Here is a 21,113-nt window from a genome sequence, read left to right as displayed (position 1 = left end):
GGGACGGGGGACACGGGGTCTCCCGTGGGTGGACGGGGAGTCGGCACCGGTCACCGGCGTCCCCGGTGGGACTCCGGCGGCCGGGCCAGCAGGATCGAGCAGTGCGGCCGCCGCCGGATGACGTGTTCGGCGACGGTCGACCCCCGGTGGTGCTGGTAGCCGAGGACGATGAGGTCGACGGCCAGTTCCTCGGCGCGCTGGACGATGACGTCGGCGATGTCGTGCTCCGTGGCCCCGACGAGCTCGCCGTGGACCTCGATGCCGGCCGAGGCCAGCCGATCGACGGCGTCCTGGACGACCTGCCGGTCCCGGACGTCGACGTCGTCCTCGACCGGGTCGACCCCGAACCCGGCGCCGGCCGTGATGTCACGAGCGCCGAGGTGCCCGCGGGTGACGTGCAGCAGGTGGACCGAGGCCCCGGCCATCGTCGCGAACTGCGTCGTACGCGCGAGCGAGTCGTCCGGGGAGTCGGGGGACGCGTCGACGGCGACCAGCATCCGGTCGTACACGGTGGGCCTCCAGGTGGCCGAGGGCGGTCAGGACACCGGGCCGGGTCAGCGGCCGAGCTGCGCGGCCTGCGCCACACCCGGCGTCGTCGCGGACGGCTCGACGACGGTGGGGTGCAGCTCGTGCGCCCGGCGGGTCGGCACCAGCAGGGTCAGGACGACGCCGGCCAGGGCGATGCCGGCCAGGATGAGGAAGATCGAGTTCAGCGCGAGGCCGGCGCCGACCAGCAGACCGCCGAGCAGCGGGCCGCCGATCCCACCGAGCCGGCCGAACCCGGCGCACCACGCCACCGCCGCGCCCCGGACGTTCGTGCGGAAGTAGTTGGCCACGAAGCCGTAGACCAGGGTCTGCGTGCCGCTGGTCCCGACCCCGGCGAGCGCGACGAACAGCAGCAGGAACCCCAGCGGCAGGCTCAGCGTGAGCAGGGCGATGGCGACCGCACCCAGCAGGAAGAAGCCGGCGACGACGGGCTTGGGACCCCAGCGGTCGGCCAGCCGGGAGCCGATCAGCTGACCGACCACCGCAGCGCCGTTGAGCACGAGCAGGAACGCCAGCGAACCCTTGGTCGTGAAGCCCGCGCGGCCCATCAGCTCGGGCAGCCACGTGTTGAGTGCGTAGACGAGCACCAGGCCGGTCACGCTCATGAACCCGAGCAGGATGGCCGGCAGGGCGTTGGCCCCGCTGAAGAGCCCGGCGAAGCCGACCCGCTCGCGGCGGTCGGACGTCGCGGCCACCGCCGGTGCCTCCGAGAGCGGCACGCCGGTCCGCTCGGCGAGGGCACGGGCCTCCTCGAGGCGGCCGCGGGCCTGCAGCCACACCGACGACTCCGGCAGCTTGACGACCGCCAGCGGGAGCAGCGTGACCAGGGGGAGCGCGCCGATGAAGAACATGCCCCGCCAGCCGATCGCGGGGAGCAGGAAGATGGCGAGCAGCGCGGACAGCGTGCTCCCCACCGCGATGCCCGAGTACGTGAGCGCGTTGTAGAGGTTCTTCTTGCCCGGCGGGGCGTACTCGGAGACGAGCGCGGCGGTGGTGGCCAGCAGGCAGCCGATGCCGAGGCCGGTGAGGAACCGCATCAGCCCGAACACGGTGGTGGACTGGCTGAACGCGGTGACGCCCATCCCGACGGCGAACCACCCGTAGGCCAGGAGCATGAGCTTGCGCCGGCCGAGGACGTCGGACACGGTGCCGGCCAGCAGCGCGCCGACGAGCACACCGACGAGGGCGTAGCTGCCCAGGGCCCCGCCCACGGCCGGTGTGACCGGACCGATCTGCGTGGGGTCGTCCAGGAAGATGGGCAGGACGGTGCCGTAGACGACGAGGTCGTAGCCGTCGAAGACCAGACCGAGGAAGCCGAGGCCGGCGACCCAGGCCACCGTCCGGCGCCGTCGGGTGTCCTGCTCGGCGGTCTTCGTGATCGCTGTGGTCATGCAGAGCTCCTCAGGGTGGCGCGCCGGATCCAGGCAGTGCGGTCCCGCGCGGAGTGCACGAAGGGGGCCGGCGGGGACCGTCCACGGGTCCCCGCCATGAGTCCGTTCGCCAGTGGCCCTGCAGCGGCCGGCCGACGACGAGCCCGACGGCGGATGCGGTCGGGGTGAGCCACGCCCGGGCCCCGGGGGGTGTACCGGCCCCGGCGGGCGTCCTTGCACCTACGAGGATCCGAGACCGCCGTCACAGAGTCCAACGCCATGATGTGGCCCGAACGATCGGAGACGGTGATGGATCTGCGGCAGCTCGAGTACGTCGTGGCGGTGGCCGAGGAACGCAGCTTCACCCGGGCCGCCGCCCGGTGCCACGTCGTCCAGTCCGCCCTCAGCGCGCAGGTGGCCCGGCTGGAGCGGGAGCTGGGGGTGACGCTGTTCCACCGCACCAGCCGGTCGGTGCGGGTGGCTCCTGCCGGCGAGCTGCTCCTCCCCCACGCCCGGGAGCTCCTGCGTGGTGCCGAGGTGGCCCGGGCCGAGCTCGCCGGCTTCTCCGGCGTGGTCACCGGGCGACTGCGGCTGGGGGTCATCGGGACGGCCGCGATGCGGTTGCCCCGCTTCGACCGGGCCCTGCTCGCGTTCCACCAACGGCACCCCGCGGTGGAGATCGCCGTGCACGACACCGGGAGCCGGCACATGGCCGAAGCGGTCCGCACCGGGGACCTGGACCTGGCGTTCGTCGGCCTCTACGCCGAGCAGCTCCCGCCCGGCCTCGTCCACCACCTCCTCGCCGACGAACCGCTGGTCGCCGTCGTCGCGCCCACCCACCCCCTCGCCGGGCGCGACGGCGTGGCACTCGACGAGCTCGCCGCGACCGGCCCCTTCATCGAGATGCGGCGCGAGTCCGGGCTGCGCCTGCAGGCCGACGCGGCCTTCGACCGGGCCGCAGTGGAACGCACCGTGGCGTTCGAGCTGGGTACGCCCGACGCCGTCGCCCGCTACGCCGGCCTGGGCCTCGGCGCGGGCCTGGTCCCGGCGTCCACGGCGCGGGCCGCCGCCCGGGTCGCGGTGCTCCGGCTCGACGACCCGACGGCACGGCACCCGATCGGGCTCGTGCACCGAGCCCCGGCGCCCTCGACGCCCAGTGCCCGTGCCTTCCTCGCCGTCGTCCTCGGCACCGGCGGTGAGTCGCCGGGTCGCGCCGGGCCGACCGGCGACCCCCGGCGCTGAAGGCGGCCGACTCCCTGCCCCGCCTGCCGACCGCCGGTCCAGGAGGTCGCCGGGGAGCCGGTCGAGCAACAGGCCCGGTGGCGACCGCGCACCCGGCAAGCTCCCGGTCAGCGGGCGCTGCACCCGCCCGACCGGCTGGTCGGGCTCCATCGACCGGGATGCGGCCGCCTACATGCGCATCGCCGGCCCGCGGCCGTGGATGGAGTGGGTCAGCACCGGCAACCCCAGCGCGTCCGGCATGGACCACCACGCGACCTAGCGTGACGAGCTGCTTGACTACGGCACCGGCACCGGCGAGTGAGGACGGCGCCGCTGCGGGCCGCGGCGGCGGGTCGGCGCCGCCCGGCGGTCACCGCCTCAGGTGCTCGTCGAGGAACGCCAGCAGGGCGTCGTACGTGGGAGCGGGTTCCGAGCCCGTGCTGGTCCGGCCGCCACGGGTGTGCTGCACCGTCCGACCCGCCGAGTCGTCAGCCGAGTCGAGGTAGCTGTCGGTGTGGGTGGCCTCGGGCACCAGGGTGAGACTGGCGGTGGCCCGCGCCGCCTCGTACGCGGTGAACAGCAGCTGGGACTGGTGGTGCGGCACGATCGGGTCGGCCAGCCCGTGCGCGATGTACACCGGCGGGCTCTCCCTGCTCACGTAGGCGGCGGGGTTCGCCCGCTGCACCGCCGCCGGGTTCGTCTGGATGGCGAAGCCCAGCAGCTGCGACTCCGGGGAGGTCTCCGGGTCGTGCAGCTGGCCGTCGGGCAGCCGGTGCGCGTCCATCTGCAGGAAGTCGGTCGGGCCGAACAGGTCGATGACCGCCTGGACGTCGCTGCGCTGATCGGCGTTGCCCAGGTCTCCCTCGAGCTCCGGCACCCCCGCGGTCGTGCCGGCCATGAGCGCAGTCCACGCGCCGCTGCTGGTCCCCATCGCGGCGAACCGGTCGACGTCCAGGTCGAACTGCGGGGCGGAGGCTCGCAGGTAGCGGATCGCCGCTTTGACGTCGTGGACCTGGGCGGGGAACTTCGCCTGGCTGCTGCTGCGCACGTTGAGCCCGACGGTCGCGTACCCCCGCGGGCCCCACCGCTGGGCGAGCACCTGCGCGGTGGTCATGCCGCCCAGGCCTGTGGGCGCGTCCGCGGACCCACCGGGCAGCGGCGGCAGGACCCCCGGTGGCGGTCCGCCCGCAGGCCTGCCGGACTTGGTGTCGTCGCTCATGAAGGCCGACCCCAACTGCACGATCACCACCGGGAAGGGACCTCGCACACCGGTCGGGACGTAGAGGTCCAACAGGTGCGCGCGACCCACCCCGGCGGCATAGGCCAGGTCGCTGTGCTTCGTGTAGCCGGGCGCCGTCGATCCGGTCGAGGTCACCGCTGCCGCCGTCCCGGGCCCTGGCCCGACCGCGGTCGAGTCGTCGCCGCCTGTGTGGCGGAGGCGGCTCGCAGAAAGGTCCGTCTGGTCATCGTGTCCATGCGCTCCTCGATGTGGTCGATGGGTACCGGACGACGGCCTCGGGTGCGCCAAGGGTCCGGCGCGGGCCGGCCAGGGAGGCGTGACAGCCGAACTGGCCGACGCCGCGAGGGAGGTGTCGAGGTCCGTACGTGCTGCATGCTCGTCCGGCGACCTGAGGCGCGGCTTGACCGGAGCTGTGTGTCTGCAGGGACCGTCGTGGGGACGCAGGTGCCCACGGCGTCTCGCCCAGGGTGGTGTCGGAGATCCTCGGCCACGCGTCGATCGCCGTCACCGGCGACGTCCACCGCCATCGACGTCAGAAGTCGGCTGACCAGTGAGGGAGGGGTGCACCGGACCCGGGGCGCACCAGAGCCTCCACTGAACCCGGGACGGTTCAGGCCGCCACCGGCTCGTGCTCCTTGCGCAGCAGGCCACGGCGGGACGGTAGCCGCCTATCGGCGCGGTCGTCGCCACCCTCCGGGTGGTCTCCGCGCACAGCCGGTGCCCGCTTGGAGCGGTGCCTGCGTACACGCCTCGACTGACGCCGCTGCGCGCGGTCGGGCGCCGTTGATCGGTCACCTTCCCCGCCGGGTCGGGTCAGCGGCATGCTGCGCCCGGTTCGGTGGCCAGCGCGGACGCGGGCGGCAGGGTCGTCGCGGACCAGACGGGGCGTGCGGCGGTCAGGCCCCGTGTCGTGAGCGAGCCCGACCCCGCGCTCTCATGCTGGGCCAGGCGGTCCCGGTCGCCGCATCCGTGGGTGGACCAGCCCGGTGCGGTAGGCGAGGACGACCAGCTGCGCCCGATCCCGGGCCCCGACCTTCGCCATCGCTCTGTTGACGTGGGTCTTGACCGTCAGGGGAGACAGCACCAGGGCCGCGGCGATCTCGGCGTTGCTCGACCCGAGCGCGACCCAGGTCACGAGCTCCAGCTCCCGCTCGGTCAGCTGCCTGAACGCCGCGCGGGCGTCGGCCTCGTCGTCGTCGGCGGGCCCGGGTTCCGCGCCACCCAGCACGTAGTCCTCGACGAGGGCCCGAGTCGCCCGCGGGGAGAGCAGGGCGTCCCCGGTGGCGACGACCCGGACGGCCTTGATCAGGTCGGCCGGCTCGGCGCCCTTGCCGACGAACCCGCTGGCCCCCGCCCGCAACGCGAGCAGCACGTTGCGGTCGCTGTCGAAGGTGGTCAGGACGACGATCCGCACGCCGGCCAGCGCGGGCTGCGCGGTGATGGCACGGGTGGCGGCGATGCCGTCGAGGACCGGCATCCGCAGGTCCATGAGGACCACGTCGGGCCGGTGCAGCTGGGCCAGCCGGATGGCCTCGCTGCCGTCGCCGGCCTGGGCGACGACCACGATGTCCGGGGCGCTGCCGAGCATGGCCGCCACCCCGGACCGGATCAGCGGCTGGTCGTCGGCCAGGAGCACCCGGATGGGCGTGGTCATGCGCGGGCCGGCCGGCGGGCCGGGATGCGGACGCGCACCGCGAAACACCCGTACCCGGTGGGTCCGGCGCGGAGCTCGGCACCCACCAGGGCGGCCCGCTCCCGCATGCCCAGCAGCCCGTGCCCGCTCCCCTGCCGGGCGACCGCCCGATCGCCGGTCGCCAACGGACTGATCACGGTGATCACGACCGCGCCCGAGTGGGCCTCGAGCGTGAGCTCGGCGTCCCCCGTCCCGTGGCGCAGCGCGTTGGTGAGCGACTCCTGCACGATGCGGTAGGCGGCGATGTCGGCCACCTCGTCCAGGCCGGTCGCCGCCGGGAGCTCGGGCTGCGGGATCACGGTCAGCCGCAGGCCGGCGGCCCGGACCGAAGCCAGCAGTTCCGGCAACCGCGCCAGCCCGGCCGCGGCCGGCCGCAGGTCGTCGTCGTGGGTCTCGTCGTCGTCCGTCGCTGCCGAGCGCGTGCGCAGCAGGCCGACGACCGCGCCCAGTTCGGCCAGCGCCGTCCGCCCCGAGGCGCGCACCTGGGCGAGCGCGAGCCGGACCTGGTCGCGGTCGGTGTCCAGCAGCTGCTCGGCCGCTCCGGCCTGCACCCCCATCACCGCGACGTGGTGGGCGACGACGTCGTGCAGCTCGCGGGCGATCCGCAGCCGCTCGTCGGCGACCTGCCGGTCGGCCTCGTCCTGCCGCGTCCGCTCGGCGGCGGCAGCCCGTTCGGTGGCCGCGTGCACCAGGGCCTGCTGCCCGGCCACGGCGACACCGGCGGCGGTGCAGGCCGCCATGAGGGCCAGCGGGGCGAGCACCCGGCTGTCCCAGCCGCCCGTGGCGAGGTCGGTGGCCAGGTAGACCAGGCAGCAGACCACCAGCAGCGTGAGCGCCACGCGCAGCGGCCGCCGGAGGGCGACCAGGAGGAGAGCGAGCAGCACGAGCACGACGAGCCCGGTGGGCCCGCCGACGAGAAGCTGAACACCGGTGCAGACCGCCAGGCAGACCAGCACCGCCGGCACCGGCCGGCGGTGCAGCAGCACGAGCGCCGCGCCGGCGACCAGGGCCCCGACGAGCACGGTCCAGTGCCGGCCGTCGCTCGGCCCGGGTGGCTCCCCGCCCGGGACCACCGCGGCCAGCAGCGTGGCTGCGGCCACGGTCACGCCGAACCGCAGGGACGCCCGCGACGGCGGCCGTCCTGCCGGAGCTGCACCCACGACCGGCACGCTACGGGCGCACCGCGCCCGCCGTGCGGTGTCACCGGGCGGAACCCACCAGCGGCACGTCCTGCCCGGTCGCCGCCGGGGAGGAACCGGCCCCGGTCCGCCCCCGCGCCACCACGACCACGGCAGCCACCCACAACAGCCCGGGCAGCCACGGCGAGGCCGGTCCCAGCCCATCGGCCGCCGCGGCCAGCGGGGTGTCGACACCCAGCCGGTCCAGCAGCCACCCGGTGGCGGCCACCCCGGTCAGCACCGCCCCGGCCACGCGCAACCGCCGGTAGACCGGGGTGCGGGCGAGCACGACCAGCGGCGGCAGCACCAGGACGACGACGGCCAGCTGCACGAGCTCGATGCCGACGTTGAACCCCAGCAGGCTGCGCGCCAGCTCACCGCCGGAGAGGTCGAGCTCGGCCAGGGTGCCGGAGAAGGCGAGCCCGTGGACGAGACCGAACAGGCCGGCGACCAACGGCTCCCGGCCGGGGAACAGCGGCCGGCCGGCGTGCGCGGCGGCCACCAGGATGCTCACCGCGATCGCGGCCTCCACGGCGCGGCCGGGCACCGGGAGCCCCAGCGCACCCAGGACGAGGGTGACCGAGTGCCCCAGGGTGAACGCCAGCGTCGTGCCGGTGATCCGCCGGATGGCCAGCCGTACCGGGACGGTCCCCTGCCACCGGGCGGCCGCCGCCAGCAGCGGGGCGGGCAGCAGCAGGGTGAGCAGGAACAGCTGGTGGTCGGTGCCCTCGGCGATGTGGGAGACCCCGAGGGCCACCATGCCGCGGAATCCGGCCTGAGTGCCGCTCGCCGTGTTGCCGGTCAGGTCCACTTGCAGCGCGGGGATCGCGCCGGTCACCGTGTCCACGGCCACCGCGCCGAGGGTGGCCGGCAGGTTCCCGGCCGGGACCGCGCCGGTGTCGTCGCTGCGCAGCACCACGTAGACGTCGGCGGTGATGACCTGGTGCACCACGGCGTCGTAGTCCAGCTCGAAGCGGTGCACGTCGGCGCCGGCCGGCGGCGTGAGGACGACGTCGGCGGTCACCGCGGGGAAGCTCCCGGTGCCGTACTGCTCGGTCGTGGTGACCGCGACATCGGTGACCTGGACATCCCAGTCGCCGGCGTCGGAGGTAACCGCGACGTGGTCGGTCAGGTAGTCGACCACGGCGCCGGCGGTGTCCGCGTCCACGGGCAGGCTGGCGCCGTCCGCACCGACGAGGGACAGCCCGCTGGCGGCCGCCAGATCGGTCGCCGGCACCAGCAGGTCGCCGTCCACCCGGTCGCTGTGCACGTCGAGCTGCAGCACGGTGGAGGGGACCACGTGTGCCCAGGTGGGGCCGGCGGAGGACAGCAGGGCCACGGCGGCCAGCAGGACGGCGCCGGCCGCCCGCCGCCCGAGGGCCCCGGCCCGGACCCCGCGCAGGGGACGGCGCGGGGTCCGGGCCGAGGTCACCGTCATCTCAGGAGGTCAGACCGGCGTAGTCGGACTGCTTGTCCCGCCACACCGCGTGCGGGTGCGCGCCCTCCAGGACGATGCCGTTCTGCAGGGAGAACTCGATCCACACCGACGGACCGTCGATGCGGATGTAGTCCCCGACCTCGCTGATCGAGCTGTTGCCCGAGAAGGCGACGTAGGTGTCGTCCAGCTCGCTCTCGTACCCGGCGAGGATGGACTCCGCGTTCGCGTCGTCGACGTCACCGACGTAGGTGGCGATCGCGGCCAGCAGCAGCGCCTTCTGCTCGTCGTCGAGCTCCGAGCCGACCAGGCCCTCCGAGGTCTCCGGGAACGCCCAGTCGTTGCCGGGGCCGAGCAGGATGTCGCCGTAGGTCTCCGAGAGCCGCGCGGTGGACAGCTGCTCCTCGCTGAGCGACGCCAGCAGCGCGGCGAACGCGGCCTGCTCCTGCTGCTCGGGCTGCACCGTCTCGCCGTCCTGCTCGACGGTCTCGAACGGCTCGATGCCGCGGAAGGACGGCGTGGCGCCGGCCAGTGCCCCGTCGACGTAGGTGTTGGCCACGGCCAGGTGGTGGCCGCCGAACTGCAGCTCCCAGGTGCCGGAGTCGCTGGGCTCACCGAGGAAGGCGATGAAGTAGTCGCCCCTGCCGTAGTCGTCGCCACCGCCGTTGTCGGTGAGGTAGTCGTCGGCCGCGAGGTGCTGCAGGATCTCGTCGAAGCCCTCGTTCGCCGCGCTGCCGGTGACGCCCGCGAGCAGGTCCTCCAGGGCTGACCACTGCTGGTCGGTGAGGCTGTCGGTCTGCAGGCCCACCCGGCCGGTGCTGCCGGTCGAGCCCGCGCCGCCGCCGGTGGGCGGGCCACCGCTGGGCGGGCCACCGCTGGGTGCCCCGCCGCCCGGGAAGCCGAAGTCGCCGGTCAGCAGGGCGTTGGGGAAGTTGGACCAGTTGGTGGCGTTCTCGAACGTGTAGTCCTGCTGCAGCGCCTCTGCCTGGTCCTCGTCCAGGGTGGCCACGAACGCCTCGGCCAGGGCGACGACGTCGCCCGACCCCGGCGTGGAGGTGGACGACCCCGACGACGACGCGGACGCGGAGGAGGACGAGGACGAGTCGCTGCTGTCGTCCGAGCGGCAGCCGACGAGACCCAGGGACAGCAGCACGGCCGCGCTCGCGGCGATGCTGGTGGTGGAGACACGGGAGTTCACAGCGGCAGCCTCCCCGCCGGCGGGCACTCACGGCGTCGTCCCCGCGCAGGCTTCCCCGGGCGGCGTACTGCGCTCGCAGTAGTCCACGGGGCCGGCAGCGTCGTCGGCCACGGTCCGCCCGACGCTTAGCACCGCACGTCCGCTCAGGAGGACGTCCGGCCGTGCCGCCGGATGGCAGTTGCTGGCATCGACGCGACCGACGGCGTGGGTCTGAGCGCGCCCCCAAGCGGCGCGACCCGTCCCCCGGGTCAGCCGAGCACCGCGCGACACACCATGTTGCCGCTCAGACCGTCGGTCGACAGCGGACCACCGTGATGGAGGACGTTCCTCGCCGGCGTCGGGACGGTGACGCAGCTGCTGGTGTCATCTCCACCGAGGACGCGCGCACGTCAGCGAGTCCCCTGGACGCCGTCCGAGGCAGGAGCTGGAGGGCCCGCGACCATTCGCCGGTTCGCCGACGGTCATCCTCTCCCCGTGACCTCCGACCCGGCCGCGTCCCGGTGGCGCGGAGCCGTCGCCCGCCTGACCGAGGTCACGCCCCAGTCCGCCACCACCCCGACCGCCGTGCGCGCCGGGCTCTCCATCGCCGTTCCGTTGCTCCTGCTGTGGGCGGCGGGCCGGCCGGAGTGGTCGCTGTACGCGACTTTCGGCGCCTTCACCGCCGTCTACGCCCGCGGGGTGACGAGGACCGCCCGGGTGCGCACCCAGGCGGCGGTCGGGCTGGTGCTCACCGCGGCGGTGGCCTCCGGCGCCGCCGTCGCCCTCAGTGCCGACCGTGCATGGCTGGCGGTGCCTGTGACGGCCCTGTGGGCGTCGGCGGCGGCCCGCGCCTCCGACCGGTTCAGGTGGCGTCCACCGGGGCCGATGTTCGCCGTCTTCGCCGTGGCCGCCTGCGCCGCGGTACCCCTCGGCGCACCCTCCGTTGTGGTGTCGGCGACAGCTGTGGCCGCCGGCACCGCCGCCTTCGCCGTGCTGCTGGCCGCGCTCGAGCCGGCCCGCTTCGGTGCGCCCGCGAGCGGACCTGCGCCCGCCGATCCCCCGCTGCACCGGCAGCGGATCCATGCCGTCCGGTGCGCAGTCGCCGTCCTCCTGGCCGGCGGGCTCGCCACCGCCACCGGCATTGGCCACCCGTACTGGGCGATGGCCACCGCCGTCGTCCCGTTGGCCACCGTCACGCTGCGCCGTCAGGTGGTGCGCGGCGTGCACCGGGTGCTCGGCACCGTGGTCGGCTTGGGCGTGGCCGCACTCCTGCTGGCCCTTCCCTTGACACCGATCGTGACGATCCTCGTCGCCGCCGGGTTGCAGCTCATCACTGAATTGCTGGTCGCCCGCCACTATGGGGCGGCGCTGGTGACGATCACCCCGCTGGCACTGCTGCTGGTCGACCTCGCACGCCCCGAGCCGATCGGACAGCTGCTGGTCGACCGGGCCCTCGAGACCCTCCTCGGGGTGGCGGTCGGAGTCCTCGTGGCGCTGGTGACACGCGACCGGCGGACCGGACGCCACACGACCTCCGCCGGGGGTCCTCGCCCGGACACCGATCCCGGTGGCGCCGGCTGACGTCCGGGGACCAGAGAAGCTGACGGGCATCGGCAGCACGTGATCAACATGGTCCGAACGAGGCGCTACGCGCGAACCACGTATGGGCGGCCTCCGCCCCGGCGCCCCGCTCCGCGCTGAGCATCCGGCCGATCGGCTGCATCCTGCCGGCTGGCATGGGCCTGTCTCACCTCGCTGCTGTCGCCACCCCTCCCTCCTCCTGGCAGCTGCTGGTCGCAGTACCGCCCCGGGCAGCGCCTTGCGGAGCGCGCCCGAGAGGCTGCGGCAGAGCGACGATCTCGGCTCTGTCCGCAGGTCGCGCTACGTTCCAAACATGTCCACGAAGCCGCGCACACCGCGCCCCTCCCCCACCGGGACGGCGTTTGGTGGGACGGCTCCCACTTCGCGGTGCCCAAGTCCCCCCTCGGACACCTGGACATAAGCGGCGCGAGCTCCCCGGTTCTCACACTGCCAGGCCGTCATGATCGCGTTCATGGCGGTTCGCCACAGTTCCGTAACCCGTGTGACCAGCGGACAAATACGGCCGCGCACGGCTACGAATAGCCGCGAACGCGACCAACTGCAACCAGAACTGCCACCACGCCGGCCAGCTCTCAGCACTCGTCGTCGGCGCTGACTGTGGCCTCAGCCGGCGGCTGCAGGCTTCTTCCGCGCCGCAGCTCTTCGGTCATAGCGGCGACGTTGGACACGTGACGGTCGCTTGCTGGCCGGACGCCGCTCGCACCGACCACCGCGAGCACGTCCGATGGTGTCCGTGTAGACGGCCCTCAAGAGATTCCGGCGGCACACCGCTTCGGTTCGGCCCTCTCGACAGGCCATGACCGACGCCCTCACTCGCTGCCTCGGCGGCAAGCGCTGGTTCCGGCGCCGTCAGCAGCCGTCGCGCTCCAGGTCAGTTTGCTTGATTCCGCGCCTTGCCCTCGAGGCAATCAAGGGGTGTCCCCTTCAGTCGCCGGGCACCCGGAAGTTCCTCAGCGTCGCCACGCCCGGCGCGACGGCGGCGAAGGGCACGGCGAGGTCGAACACCGCCACACCTGCGGCCGGAACCCCGGACTCGACGCCACGTCGCGCCACCGGATCGCCCCGACCATCGTCGAGGACGCCCGCCAGCTCACCGATCGAGGGGTTGTGCCCGACGACGGCCACCGACAGCGCGTCCTCCGGGGTCTCCCGGATCGCCGCGAGCAGCGCATCGACGGTGTTGTCGTGAATCCGCGCGTCGCCGATCGGCTGCACTCCCGTCGACAGTGCGGCGCCGACCTGCTCCCAGGTCTGTACCGCGCGGCGGGCCGGGGACACCAGCACCCGGTCAGGCACCAGACCGGCGTGCTCCAGCCAGGCCCCGAGCGCCGCGGCCTGCCGCACGCCGTCGGCAGTCAGTGGCCGCTCCCGGTCGACCGGGCCGCCGGCGGCCTTGGCATGGCGGATCAGCAGGAGACGCCGCGGCTGCACCGGCCGAGTCTGGCACCCATCCGCGCCTTGCTCAGCCGGGCGACAGAGCGCCGGCGCCAGAGCCTCGGGCGCCGGGCGCGGCCGGCCGGCGTCCTCGACCCTGCGACGCCGAGGATCGACGCGAGCTCCGCTGCCGCCCGTGGGGGCTCGAGACACCTTCCAGGCTGGCCATGCGGGTTCGATTCCGGTCACCCGCTGAATGCATTTCCGCAGGTCAGCCCGCCTGTCAGGCCTTTGGCGAAGGTCTGGAGGACCCTCCGGACGGCCCGTTCCAGGCCCTGGAGACCCCTGTTCTCCGCTCCATTGGTCATGGATCGGTGACGCGAGCCGGCTCTCTACGGCCACGTGGAGGCCTGTGGTCGCCCCTCCCCGGGACCCGAACTGGTCACGCGGTGAGCTCGAGGCCGTGCCGGGCGGCGATCTGCCGGGCCACCTCGCCCACCGGCACCGTCAGGCGCTCAGCCGCGGCCCGGCTGTAGATGACGACGGCGAACACTGCGTACTGCCACAGCGGGGTCTGCCACCAGCCGGCGTCGCTGAGCAGATCGGGCTGCAGGCCGCCGTGCATGCAGGCGGCGGCGTAGAGGGCGTACTGGGTGTTGCGGTGCTCGACCCGGCCGCGGAACGTCACCTCCGGCAGGTAGCGCTCGCGCAGCCCCTCGTACTCCAGCGGCCCGGCGCCGGCCGGGCACGCGAGATCGAGCGCCGTGACGGCCAGCTCGAGCAGAGCCACATCCGGGGTGAACCAGCCGGGCACGTGGCTGGGAGCCGCGGCTGCCATCAGGTCGTCGACGTCGTCGCCCCGAGCCAGACCGGACGGCACCGCAACCTGAGCGCGGCGATGCAGAAGGTCCCGGTCGATGCGCTCCCGCTTCGTCACCGCGACATCGTCACCCGAAGGCCTCGTCCTGCACTGCCACGCCGAGGACGCCGCCCAGCCCACCGAACCGAGAGCCCCTGTTGAACCCTACGAGTTGATCTCTGCGTCGTCGCAACCGTTGATCAATGATGGATATGCAGGTCAGCGCGTGAACCGACCGTCCGCCACCTTTGGTTGGTGCCTGCCGTTGACGGTGATTTGTTGGTCGTAAGTTGGTCGCCCCAGCCGCCGACTGCCCTCCACCGCGGTGTCTCTGATGGCGGCTTGAGGGACACCCGGTTGTTCACATGTCTGCGCCGGGGACACCGAACCGCTTACGCACACCGGCCGGTGCGGAGGACTGGCAGCGCTGAATCTCGCGTACGGCGGGTGATCGGTGTAGCACTGGTGCGTGAGCAGTCGGGGGACCGATAGTCCTTCCCGCATTTTCGCCGCGTTCTCGTGCGACAGATCGATCTGGTACTCGGTCTTGTCCGAAGCGAACTTCACGGTCGTGTCGGCCGGGTCACCGGTGAGGTCATCGACCAGAACAGCCTGAGTCTTCGTAGCCATGGAGCAAAGAGATTAGGAGCGCGGACCGGTTGTCAACCGAATGGAACCCCGCAAGGGCGAGGATGAGCAGACCTCGGCGACGTTCGCCGTCGGGCGAGACGAACAGCGGCTGCCTGGAAGGCGACGGCTCATGACCGACCAGGGCATTGCCGGGCACTGAACCTACGCGGTCAACGGCGACACCGCCGAGCTGCTGGTCATCGACTCGGTCGGGCACGGGCTGCCGGCTGCGGTGCTGGCCAGCGTGGCGATCAGCGCCTACCGGCACGCCCGCCGCAACGCACTGGACCTGCCCGACATCGCCGCTGAGGTCAACGGGGCCATCGCCGGCCAGCTCGGTGGCAGCCGGTTCGCCACCGCCGTCCTGGCCCGCTTCGACATCGGCACCGGCCGGCTGCGGTGGATCAACGCCGGCCACCCCGCCCCGCTGATCCTGCGCGCTTCGTCGCTGGTGCGGCTCCCGCGTTGCCCACCGGCCCGGCCGCTGGGCCTGCAGGAGGACAAGCCGGTCTGCTGCGAGACCCGGCTGGAACCGGGCGACCGGCTGCTGCTCTACACCGACGGCATCACCGAGGCCCGCTCTCCGGCCGGGGAGTTCTTCGGCGAGCAGCGGCTGGCCGACTTCATCAGCGCCGCCGCGGCAGCCGGCCAGCCCGCCCCGGAGATGGTCCGCCGCCTGATGCGCCACGTCCTCGACCACCAGGCCGACCAGCTGCAGGACGACGCCAGCATTGTCGTCCTGGAGTGGCGCACCGGCGGAGAGCGCCAGGTCCTGCCCTGATCTGGCGGAGTCGCCCCGGACCACCGACAGGACCATGGCGCCTGACGTCCGAGAATCCGCCATCTGGCCGACGCCGGTAAGGCGTCCTCGAAGGCGGCCTACGGGACGGGGTGGGCCGCGGGCGACGGCACCACCGAGGGAGTGCTCGCCGTGTCCGACTTCGGCCGGCTCTGGGCGGTTGGCAGCACCACGCTGGCGAGCAGAATCGCCACGCCCCCCAGCCCAGCGCGGGCAGCGCCTCGTGCAAACGAGGACGGCGATGATCGCGGCGACGGCGGCTCGATCAGGGACAGCGTGGTGGCGGTGCTCGCAGGGACGGCGGCCAGGCCCCGCCGAACCGCACGTAGCCGAGGAACATCGCACGAGGGCCGGGGAGGCCACGGCCGCGAAGTTCTGCCAGGAGGAGAGGATGCGCGCCGGTGAGCAGCAGGACGCCGCCGATGCCGAAGACCGCGCCCATGACCGGACGGGAGGGCAGTCCCGGCGCATCCCCCGCGCGGCGCCCCAGGAGTACAGCGCGTGGGTCAGGCCGGCCAGCAGCACCGCCACCGCGACGACGGCCACCGCCAGCGTCTTCCACTGGCGGCCAGGCCGGCGCGGTGAGCACCCATGACGCGGTGCGCGGCCGCCGCCTGCAGCAGGCCGCCGACGCCGCATCACCCTGCTGCTCGTGGCCGGGCCTCGTCCCGGTACCCATACATCCTCGGGCCAGGGATCACCGTCGAGGACGCCGCCGCACCCGACGCCGTGCGGGACGCAGTGCGGGACGCCGTCCTGATCAGCCTCGCTGTCGGTGCCGTGCTGCTGGTTCCGTCGCTCGTGTGGCTCTACGTCCTGTTCCAGTGTGAGGACGAGCGCCCGCACGCCACCGGTGTCATGCCGCCGAAAGCACGGGACTGAGCTGGGTGGTGGCACCGGAGCTGGGGGCGGTGGCGCCCGAATGGGCGCGGCGGTCGCCCTCCGTCCTCCGCCTGCCGCAGGCGGCACCGGACACGACCGCTGGCACCCGGAGATCTCGAGGCCTGACCCTGCGCCCGGGCGGACCTGACGGATCGAGGGCAGGGTGTGGCATCGCGACGTTTCCCTCCTCAGTGAGGAAGGCGGCCCCGCCACCCCGCGGTTAGGAGTGGCGGGGCCTGACCGCGGCACGCCCCCCGGGTGGCCGCCGCGGCTGCATAGGGACCTACGAGGAAACGCTACTGGTCTCGCTGCTGGACCGCCCGGGCAGCGGACTGCGAGGACCGGGTCCGGACGAGTGGAAGTTCACCGGTGCGGACCAGGTGCTCGGCGATGTCGCGGACCTTGACGTTCCTGCTCATGGAAACGGTGGCGAGGGCGTCGAAGGCCTGGTCGGGGGTCAGCTTGTGGCGCTCGATCAGGATGCCCTTGGCCTGCTCGATGACCGCTCGGGACTCGAGCGCGATCTGGAGGTTGTCGGCCGTCGTCCGGGCGCTGCGGTACGCCTGGACGGTTCCGGCGGCGACCGCCGCGTAGGGGGCGAACCCGGTGGCCACCGCCCGGCTGGCCTCGTCGAAGGCGTCCGGCCTGCGGGCGTAGACGTTCAGCGATCCCGCGACCTGCTCCTCCCCGGCGAGCAGGAGGGGAACGGCCAGCATGCTGAGGACGCCGTGTTCGGCGACGTACCGGGCGTAGTCCGGCCACCGGCTGTCCGCGCGCGTGTCGCCGATCTCGACGAGGACGCCGTTGCGGGCGGTGTGCAGACACGGCCCGTCCCCGCGTTCGTACTGGACCTCATCGAGGCCGAGGGCCAATGGCCCGGTGTCGACGACGGTGCTCGGCTGGTCCTTGATCAGCAGCGTGACCGATGCCTCGGGGTCGCCGGGCATGACCCGCTTGGTGAGGTCGGCCATCGATTGCAGCAGGCTCTCCATGGAGAGTTCCCGCAAGGACCGCTGGCCCAGGTGGTCCAGTGCTTTTTCGGCTTCGGTGGATCGTTGGTTCTCGCTGCGGGCCACCGCGGGCCTCCGGTCTGATTGATACCGGGGCGTGACCTCGGCGGCGAACCCCAAGGTGGGTTCCGCAATGCGTTACGCCGCTGTGTGACGCAACATGGACGCCCGGGCTGCGCCCGGCGTCGCGCTGAGCCTACGCGCCTTGGCTGTGCGCCGGTGCCCGTCACCGAGTCGACGCCCACCACGGCCTCGAGCACCATCTGCTCAGGCTCACCATGCGGGTTCGACTCCCGTCACCCGCTCTGCGCAGTGACCGGCTCCTCTGCCTGTCGATGTATCCGCTTCAGGGCACTTGGTTCCAACGGACTGTGAGCTGTGCTACTCCTCGGCTGACGGTGCACCGAAAGGGAGCCGGCCCCAGACCCACGTGAGGTAACGCCTGTCCGAAGGTGCTTCGCCAGGTAGCGCTGCTCACCCTCGGAATGGTACGAGGCCAGAGCCCAGGTGGGCCACGGGGAGACAGGGGTGGGCCCCGATCCTGACCTCCCTCATTTCGTCCTATGCCGTTCCGTTGACGCACAGCGATGACGCGCCCAGGTGCGATTGCCACTTCCCACCGAGCCCCGTTGTCTGCTGGGACCAGGCGCCGAGAAGCGGCGCCGCAAGCCGGGGAGCACGGGATGCCGATCTGGACGGTGCAGGTCACCGACCGCGAGGACGAGACGATCGAGGCCGGGCTGCTGACAACGGAGAGCGGACCCCTGGTCGCGCTGTCGGAGGACGGCCTGCTGACCCGTGCCTGGGCACCAGGCCAGTGGCGAGCGGTCCGGCAGCTCACTGGCGTGCATGCCCATCCGGCGAACCGGTCCGATGAGACCGACACGCTCCTGAGCGGGCGGCCTTGCCGCTGACGCGACCCGCGTGCAAGGACCCTGCTCCGATCCGGTGGCAGAGAGGTATCCCTGACTGGGCCACTCGGGGACACCGCTCCGCCACCATTGCAATGGCGGGAACGTCCGGATGAACCTGCCTTGGACCGGTGCCGGTCGGGAGGGCCGACGCCACCCACGCGACATCCCCGGCGACCTCGGTGAACTCAGGAGCGACACGGTGCACGACGCGGCCGACGGCGAAGACGACTGGCAGATCTCCTGGGACGCACCCCTGCGGACCGCTCGGGCGCAGGCCGCCGCCCTGACCTCGACCACCGACGCGGTCTGCCGGGTCGACCGCGAGTGGCGCTTCACCCTCGTCAACGCCGCCGCCGAGCGGCTGCTGGGCCACCCCGCGTCCGACCTGGTCGGCCGGAGCGTCTGGGACGTGTTCCCGGACTGGGTCGACCGTGACCTGTACGAGGCGCTGCACGAGGCCGTCGAGCATCGCGCGCCGGTGAGCCTGTTCACCCTCGAGGCGCGGTGGCGGCGGTGGTTCGAGGTCCGCGCTTTTACCGACGCCACCGGGCTGTCGGTCTTCTTCCGGGACGCGGACGACCTCCGCCGGATGGCTCAGGAGCAGGCGGCGCGCACCGAGCTGCTGCGGGCCGCGCTGGAGGTCTCCCCCGCCGCCACCGTGCTGCTGGACGCCGACGGCACGATCCTGGCCACCAACCGGCAGTGGTTCGCCTTCGGCGAGCGCAAGGGCGAGGCCCGGGAGTTGCGCGCCCCGGGCACCAGCTACCACGACGCCGCGCTGCGGCACGTCACCCCCTTCGACGCCCGGACCATCCACCGGGGGCTCGAGGCGCTCGCCGCGGGCACCGAGGACGCCTTCGCCCACGACTGCGCGGTCCCGGTCGAGGGCAGCCTGGTCTGGTTCCACGTGCAGGCCTCCCGGGTCGACGACGCCGGGCGGATGGTGGTCACCCACACCGACATCACCCACCGGGTGCAGGCCGAGGAGGCCGCGCTGTGGCGGGCCCGGCACGACCACCTGACCGACCTGCCCAACCGCGCCTATCTGCACGAGCTCATCGCCCGGGCGCTGCGGCGGCCGGGTCGCGGGCCGGTCACGGTGCTGTTCATGGACCTCGACGGCTTCAAGGCCGTCAACGACTCCCTCGGCCACGAGGCCGGCGATGAGCTGCTGCGCCACGTCGCCGCCCGGCTGAGCGCCCGCACCCGCGGGGACGACGTCGTCGGCAGGCTGGGCGGGGACGAGTTCGTGGTCCTGGCCCACGACTGCGACCCCGCGGGCGGCGTCGCGCTGGCCGAGCGGATGCAGACGGCGTTCGACTCTCCGTTCGTGCTCGGCGACGCGCAGCTGTCGCTGACGGCCAGCATCGGGATCACCACCTCCGACACCGAGCACCAGACCCCCGAGCAGCTGATCCGCGCGGCCGACACGGCGATGTACGCGGCCAAGACCGGCGGCCGCGACCGCTCCCACGTCCCCGTCCGGGGATTGCCGCAGTCGGCGCGGCACCGCCCGCGCGCCGGAGCCGGTCTGGACCGGGCGATCGCGGAGGACCAGCTGCGGCTGCACTACCAGCCCTTCCTGGACCTGCGGTCCGGTGCGGTGGCCGGGTGCGAGGCGCTGCTGCGCTGGGACCACCCCGAGCAGGGGATGCTGGCACCGGAGGACTTCCTCCCCCTCGCGGAGGAGGCCGGCCTGCTCGGCCCGCTCACCCGCTGGGCGCTCACCACCGCCACCACCGCGGCCGCGCGGTGGGCCGCCGCCGGACGGCCGGCCCTGGTGACCGTCGACATCCACCCCCGGCTGTCCTGCGCCGTGTCGCTGGCCGACGACGTCACCGCGGCCCTGACCGCCTCCGGGCTGCCGGCCTCCCGGCTCGGCCTGGAACTGGCCGAATCCGCCCTGGCCGAGGACCCGGGACGGATCGCCGACCAGCTCCACCAGCTGCACGCGCAGGGCGTGGGCCTGTTCATGGACAACTTCGGCACGGGCGGTGCACCGCTCGGCCGGCTGCTCACCCTGCCGATCACCACCCTCAAGCTGGACCCCGGCCTGCTCGCCGACGAGCCGGAACCCGCTATCGGCGCCCGGCGTGGCGCCCTGGCGGCACTCGTCGCCCTGGCCACCGCGATGGGCGCCGACGCCCTCGCCCAAGGCATCCGGACGCCACAGCAGCTGGCCCGCGCCCGGGCCGCCGGCTGCCGCCACGGCCAGGGACACCTGCTCTCCGCCCCGATGCCGGCCGACCACGTCGTCGACTGGCTCGCCGCACATGGCGTCGGCGATCAGCCCCCACCGGCCCGTGGTGAGTAGCAGCCCCGGGTCTACGGCAGCAACGGACCACCGGGGCGATGCCGCAACCCCGGCGTCATCGGCGGCCGACCGTCAACAACGCTCGTGGACACTGCAGCTAGCGCGCCGAGAGCGCGGCGTCGGTGGCTCGGCGGATCGCCTCGTAGCAGTTGCAGGCGTGCGCCTGCAGGCGTGGCCGATCGGTGAGAGTGATGCGGCCGCGGCTGTAGGTGATGCAGCCGTCCTCGGCCAGGGACTGGGCGACCTCGCTCACCGAGGTGCGGCGCAGGGCGAGCATCTGGGCGAGGAAGTGCTGGGTGAGCTCGAAGCGCGGGCTGTCCATCCGGTCGGCGGTCGTGAGCAGCCAGCGGGCGGCGCGCTGGCGCGCGGTGTGGACCCGGTTGCAGGCGGCGTTGCGGGAGACCTGGGTGAACAACGCCTGCGCCGAGCGCCGCAGCATGGCGGTGAGCGGGTCGTCGACGTCGGCGAGGTGCGGGCGGAGGTCCTGGGCCGCCATGCGCAGGGCCCGTCCCGGGACCTGTACGAGGAAACGTTCGCTGGGAGCGGCGGCGCCGAGGTAGACCGAGATGCCGACCACGCCTTCCCGGCCGATGGTGGCGATCTCCACGGTCTGGTCGTCGCCGAGGTCGGCGAGGACGGAGACCACGCCGGCCAGCGGGAAGTACACCTCACCGACGGCCTGTCCGGGTTCGTGCAGCACCTGCCCGGCGGGCAGCGGAGTCTCCGTCAGGTCGGGGAGCAGGGCGGCCAGGGCGCCCTCGTCCAGACCGCCGAGGACGGTGTTGCGGCGGGCCAGGTCGAGGTCGCTCGCCACGGTGGTGTGCCTCCGGTGCCGTCCGAGGGGTGTGCCCGGACCTGCCGGCGGCATC

At 73.4% G+C, this 21,113-nt stretch carries 17 protein-coding genes; 5 read left to right on the top strand and 12 right to left on the bottom strand.

Annotation, left to right across the window (positions count from 1 at the left end):
* Nucleotides 1–50: 50 nt before the first annotated feature.
* Nucleotides 51–509 carry a universal stress protein gene (locus tag BLS21_RS08495; RefSeq protein ID WP_091216353.1) on the bottom strand — a complete coding sequence of 153 codons (459 nt, stop codon included), beginning with the start codon at nt 507–509 and terminating at the stop codon, nt 51–53.
* A gap of 45 nt (nt 510–554) precedes the next feature.
* A complete protein-coding gene (locus tag BLS21_RS08490; protein WP_091216350.1) occupies nt 555–1,937 on the bottom strand; it encodes an MFS transporter in 1,383 nt (460 codons plus the stop codon).
* Between the two features lie 288 nt (nt 1,938–2,225).
* On the opposite strand from BLS21_RS08490, the gene BLS21_RS08485 reads away from it, so the two are divergent.
* A complete protein-coding gene (locus BLS21_RS08485) occupies nt 2,226–3,158 on the top strand; it encodes a LysR family transcriptional regulator (protein WP_091216348.1) in 933 nt (310 codons plus the stop codon).
* Nucleotides 3,159–3,507: 349 nt separating this feature from the next.
* Here BLS21_RS08485 and BLS21_RS08480 read toward each other — a convergent pair whose 3' ends face one another.
* The 5 genes from BLS21_RS08480 to BLS21_RS08460 all read right to left on the bottom strand — a co-directional run bounded on the left by BLS21_RS08480 (nt 3,508) and on the right by BLS21_RS08460 (nt 9,881).
* The gene (locus BLS21_RS08480; RefSeq protein ID WP_091216345.1) at nt 3,508–4,512 is read right to left on the bottom strand and encodes an alpha/beta hydrolase; all 1,005 of its coding nucleotides are present in this window, start codon (nt 4,510–4,512) and stop codon (nt 3,508–3,510) included.
* Between the two features lie 799 nt (nt 4,513–5,311).
* The gene (locus BLS21_RS08475) at nt 5,312–6,031 is read right to left on the bottom strand and encodes a response regulator transcription factor (protein WP_091216342.1); all 720 of its coding nucleotides are present in this window, start codon (nt 6,029–6,031) and stop codon (nt 5,312–5,314) included.
* Entirely contained in the window at nt 6,028–7,230 is a 1,203-nt protein-coding gene (locus BLS21_RS08470) for a sensor histidine kinase (protein WP_175479494.1), read from the bottom strand. Before BLS21_RS08470 ends, BLS21_RS08475 begins: the two co-directional genes overlap by 4 nt.
* A gap of 40 nt (nt 7,231–7,270) precedes the next feature.
* Complete coding sequence (locus tag BLS21_RS08465) at nt 7,271–8,686, bottom strand: HupE/UreJ family protein (protein WP_091216336.1); 1,416 nt, start codon at nt 8,684–8,686, stop codon at nt 7,271–7,273.
* 1 nt (nt 8,687) lies between these two features.
* The gene (locus tag BLS21_RS08460; RefSeq protein WP_091216333.1) at nt 8,688–9,881 is read right to left on the bottom strand and encodes a DUF3500 domain-containing protein; all 1,194 of its coding nucleotides are present in this window, start codon (nt 9,879–9,881) and stop codon (nt 8,688–8,690) included.
* Between the two features lie 474 nt (nt 9,882–10,355).
* Here BLS21_RS08460 and BLS21_RS08455 point away from each other — a divergent pair, with 474 nt between their 5' ends.
* Nucleotides 10,356–11,441, top strand: coding sequence for an FUSC family protein (locus tag BLS21_RS08455; protein ID WP_091216331.1), 1,086 nt, complete (start codon nt 10,356–10,358; stop codon nt 11,439–11,441).
* 945 nt (nt 11,442–12,386) lie between these two features.
* Here the strand turns inward: BLS21_RS08455 and BLS21_RS08450 are convergent.
* The 3 genes from BLS21_RS08450 to BLS21_RS25840 all read right to left on the bottom strand — a co-directional run bounded on the left by BLS21_RS08450 (nt 12,387) and on the right by BLS21_RS25840 (nt 14,325).
* Nucleotides 12,387–13,085 carry a SixA phosphatase family protein gene (locus BLS21_RS08450; protein WP_245700177.1) on the bottom strand — a complete coding sequence of 233 codons (699 nt, stop codon included), beginning with the start codon at nt 13,083–13,085 and terminating at the stop codon, nt 12,387–12,389.
* A 193-nt stretch (nt 13,086–13,278) separates the two neighbouring features.
* On the bottom strand, nt 13,279–13,716 hold the full coding sequence (locus BLS21_RS08445) for a hypothetical protein (RefSeq protein WP_245700175.1): 438 nt from the start codon (nt 13,714–13,716) through the stop codon (nt 13,279–13,281).
* 198 nt (nt 13,717–13,914) lie between these two features.
* Complete coding sequence (locus BLS21_RS25840) at nt 13,915–14,325, bottom strand: Lsr2 dimerization domain-containing protein (protein ID WP_245700173.1); 411 nt, start codon at nt 14,323–14,325, stop codon at nt 13,915–13,917.
* A gap of 190 nt (nt 14,326–14,515) precedes the next feature.
* Between BLS21_RS25840 and BLS21_RS08435 the strand changes: the two genes are divergently transcribed.
* Complete coding sequence (locus tag BLS21_RS08435) at nt 14,516–15,106, top strand: PP2C family protein-serine/threonine phosphatase (protein WP_281241922.1); 591 nt, start codon at nt 14,516–14,518, stop codon at nt 15,104–15,106.
* 1,196 nt (nt 15,107–16,302) lie between these two features.
* Here BLS21_RS08435 and BLS21_RS08425 read toward each other — a convergent pair.
* Nucleotides 16,303–16,998 carry a GAF and ANTAR domain-containing protein gene (locus tag BLS21_RS08425; RefSeq protein WP_175479493.1) on the bottom strand — a complete coding sequence of 232 codons (696 nt, stop codon included), beginning with the start codon at nt 16,996–16,998 and terminating at the stop codon, nt 16,303–16,305.
* 701 nt (nt 16,999–17,699) lie between these two features.
* On the opposite strand from BLS21_RS08425, the gene BLS21_RS08420 reads away from it, so the two are divergent.
* Together BLS21_RS08420 and BLS21_RS08415 are read left to right on the top strand one after the other, a co-directional pair.
* Entirely contained in the window at nt 17,700–17,930 is a 231-nt protein-coding gene (locus tag BLS21_RS08420) for a hypothetical protein (protein WP_091216319.1), read from the top strand.
* A 199-nt stretch (nt 17,931–18,129) separates the two neighbouring features.
* Nucleotides 18,130–20,244, top strand: coding sequence for a putative bifunctional diguanylate cyclase/phosphodiesterase (locus BLS21_RS08415; RefSeq protein WP_175479492.1), 2,115 nt, complete (start codon nt 18,130–18,132; stop codon nt 20,242–20,244).
* Between the two features lie 97 nt (nt 20,245–20,341).
* Here the strand turns inward: BLS21_RS08415 and BLS21_RS08410 are convergent, their stop codons facing one another.
* Nucleotides 20,342–21,058: a Crp/Fnr family transcriptional regulator gene (locus BLS21_RS08410; protein WP_091216314.1), complete on the bottom strand. Its 717-nt coding sequence runs from the start codon at nt 21,056–21,058 to the stop codon at nt 20,342–20,344.
* Between the last annotated feature and the right edge of the window lie 55 nt (nt 21,059–21,113).

The sequence above is a fragment of the Geodermatophilus siccatus genome (genome assembly GCF_900103785.1).
In the GTDB taxonomy this organism is placed as follows: Bacteria; Actinomycetota; Actinomycetes; order Mycobacteriales; family Geodermatophilaceae; genus Geodermatophilus; species Geodermatophilus siccatus.
This window is presented reverse-complemented; position numbering and strand designations above follow the sequence as displayed.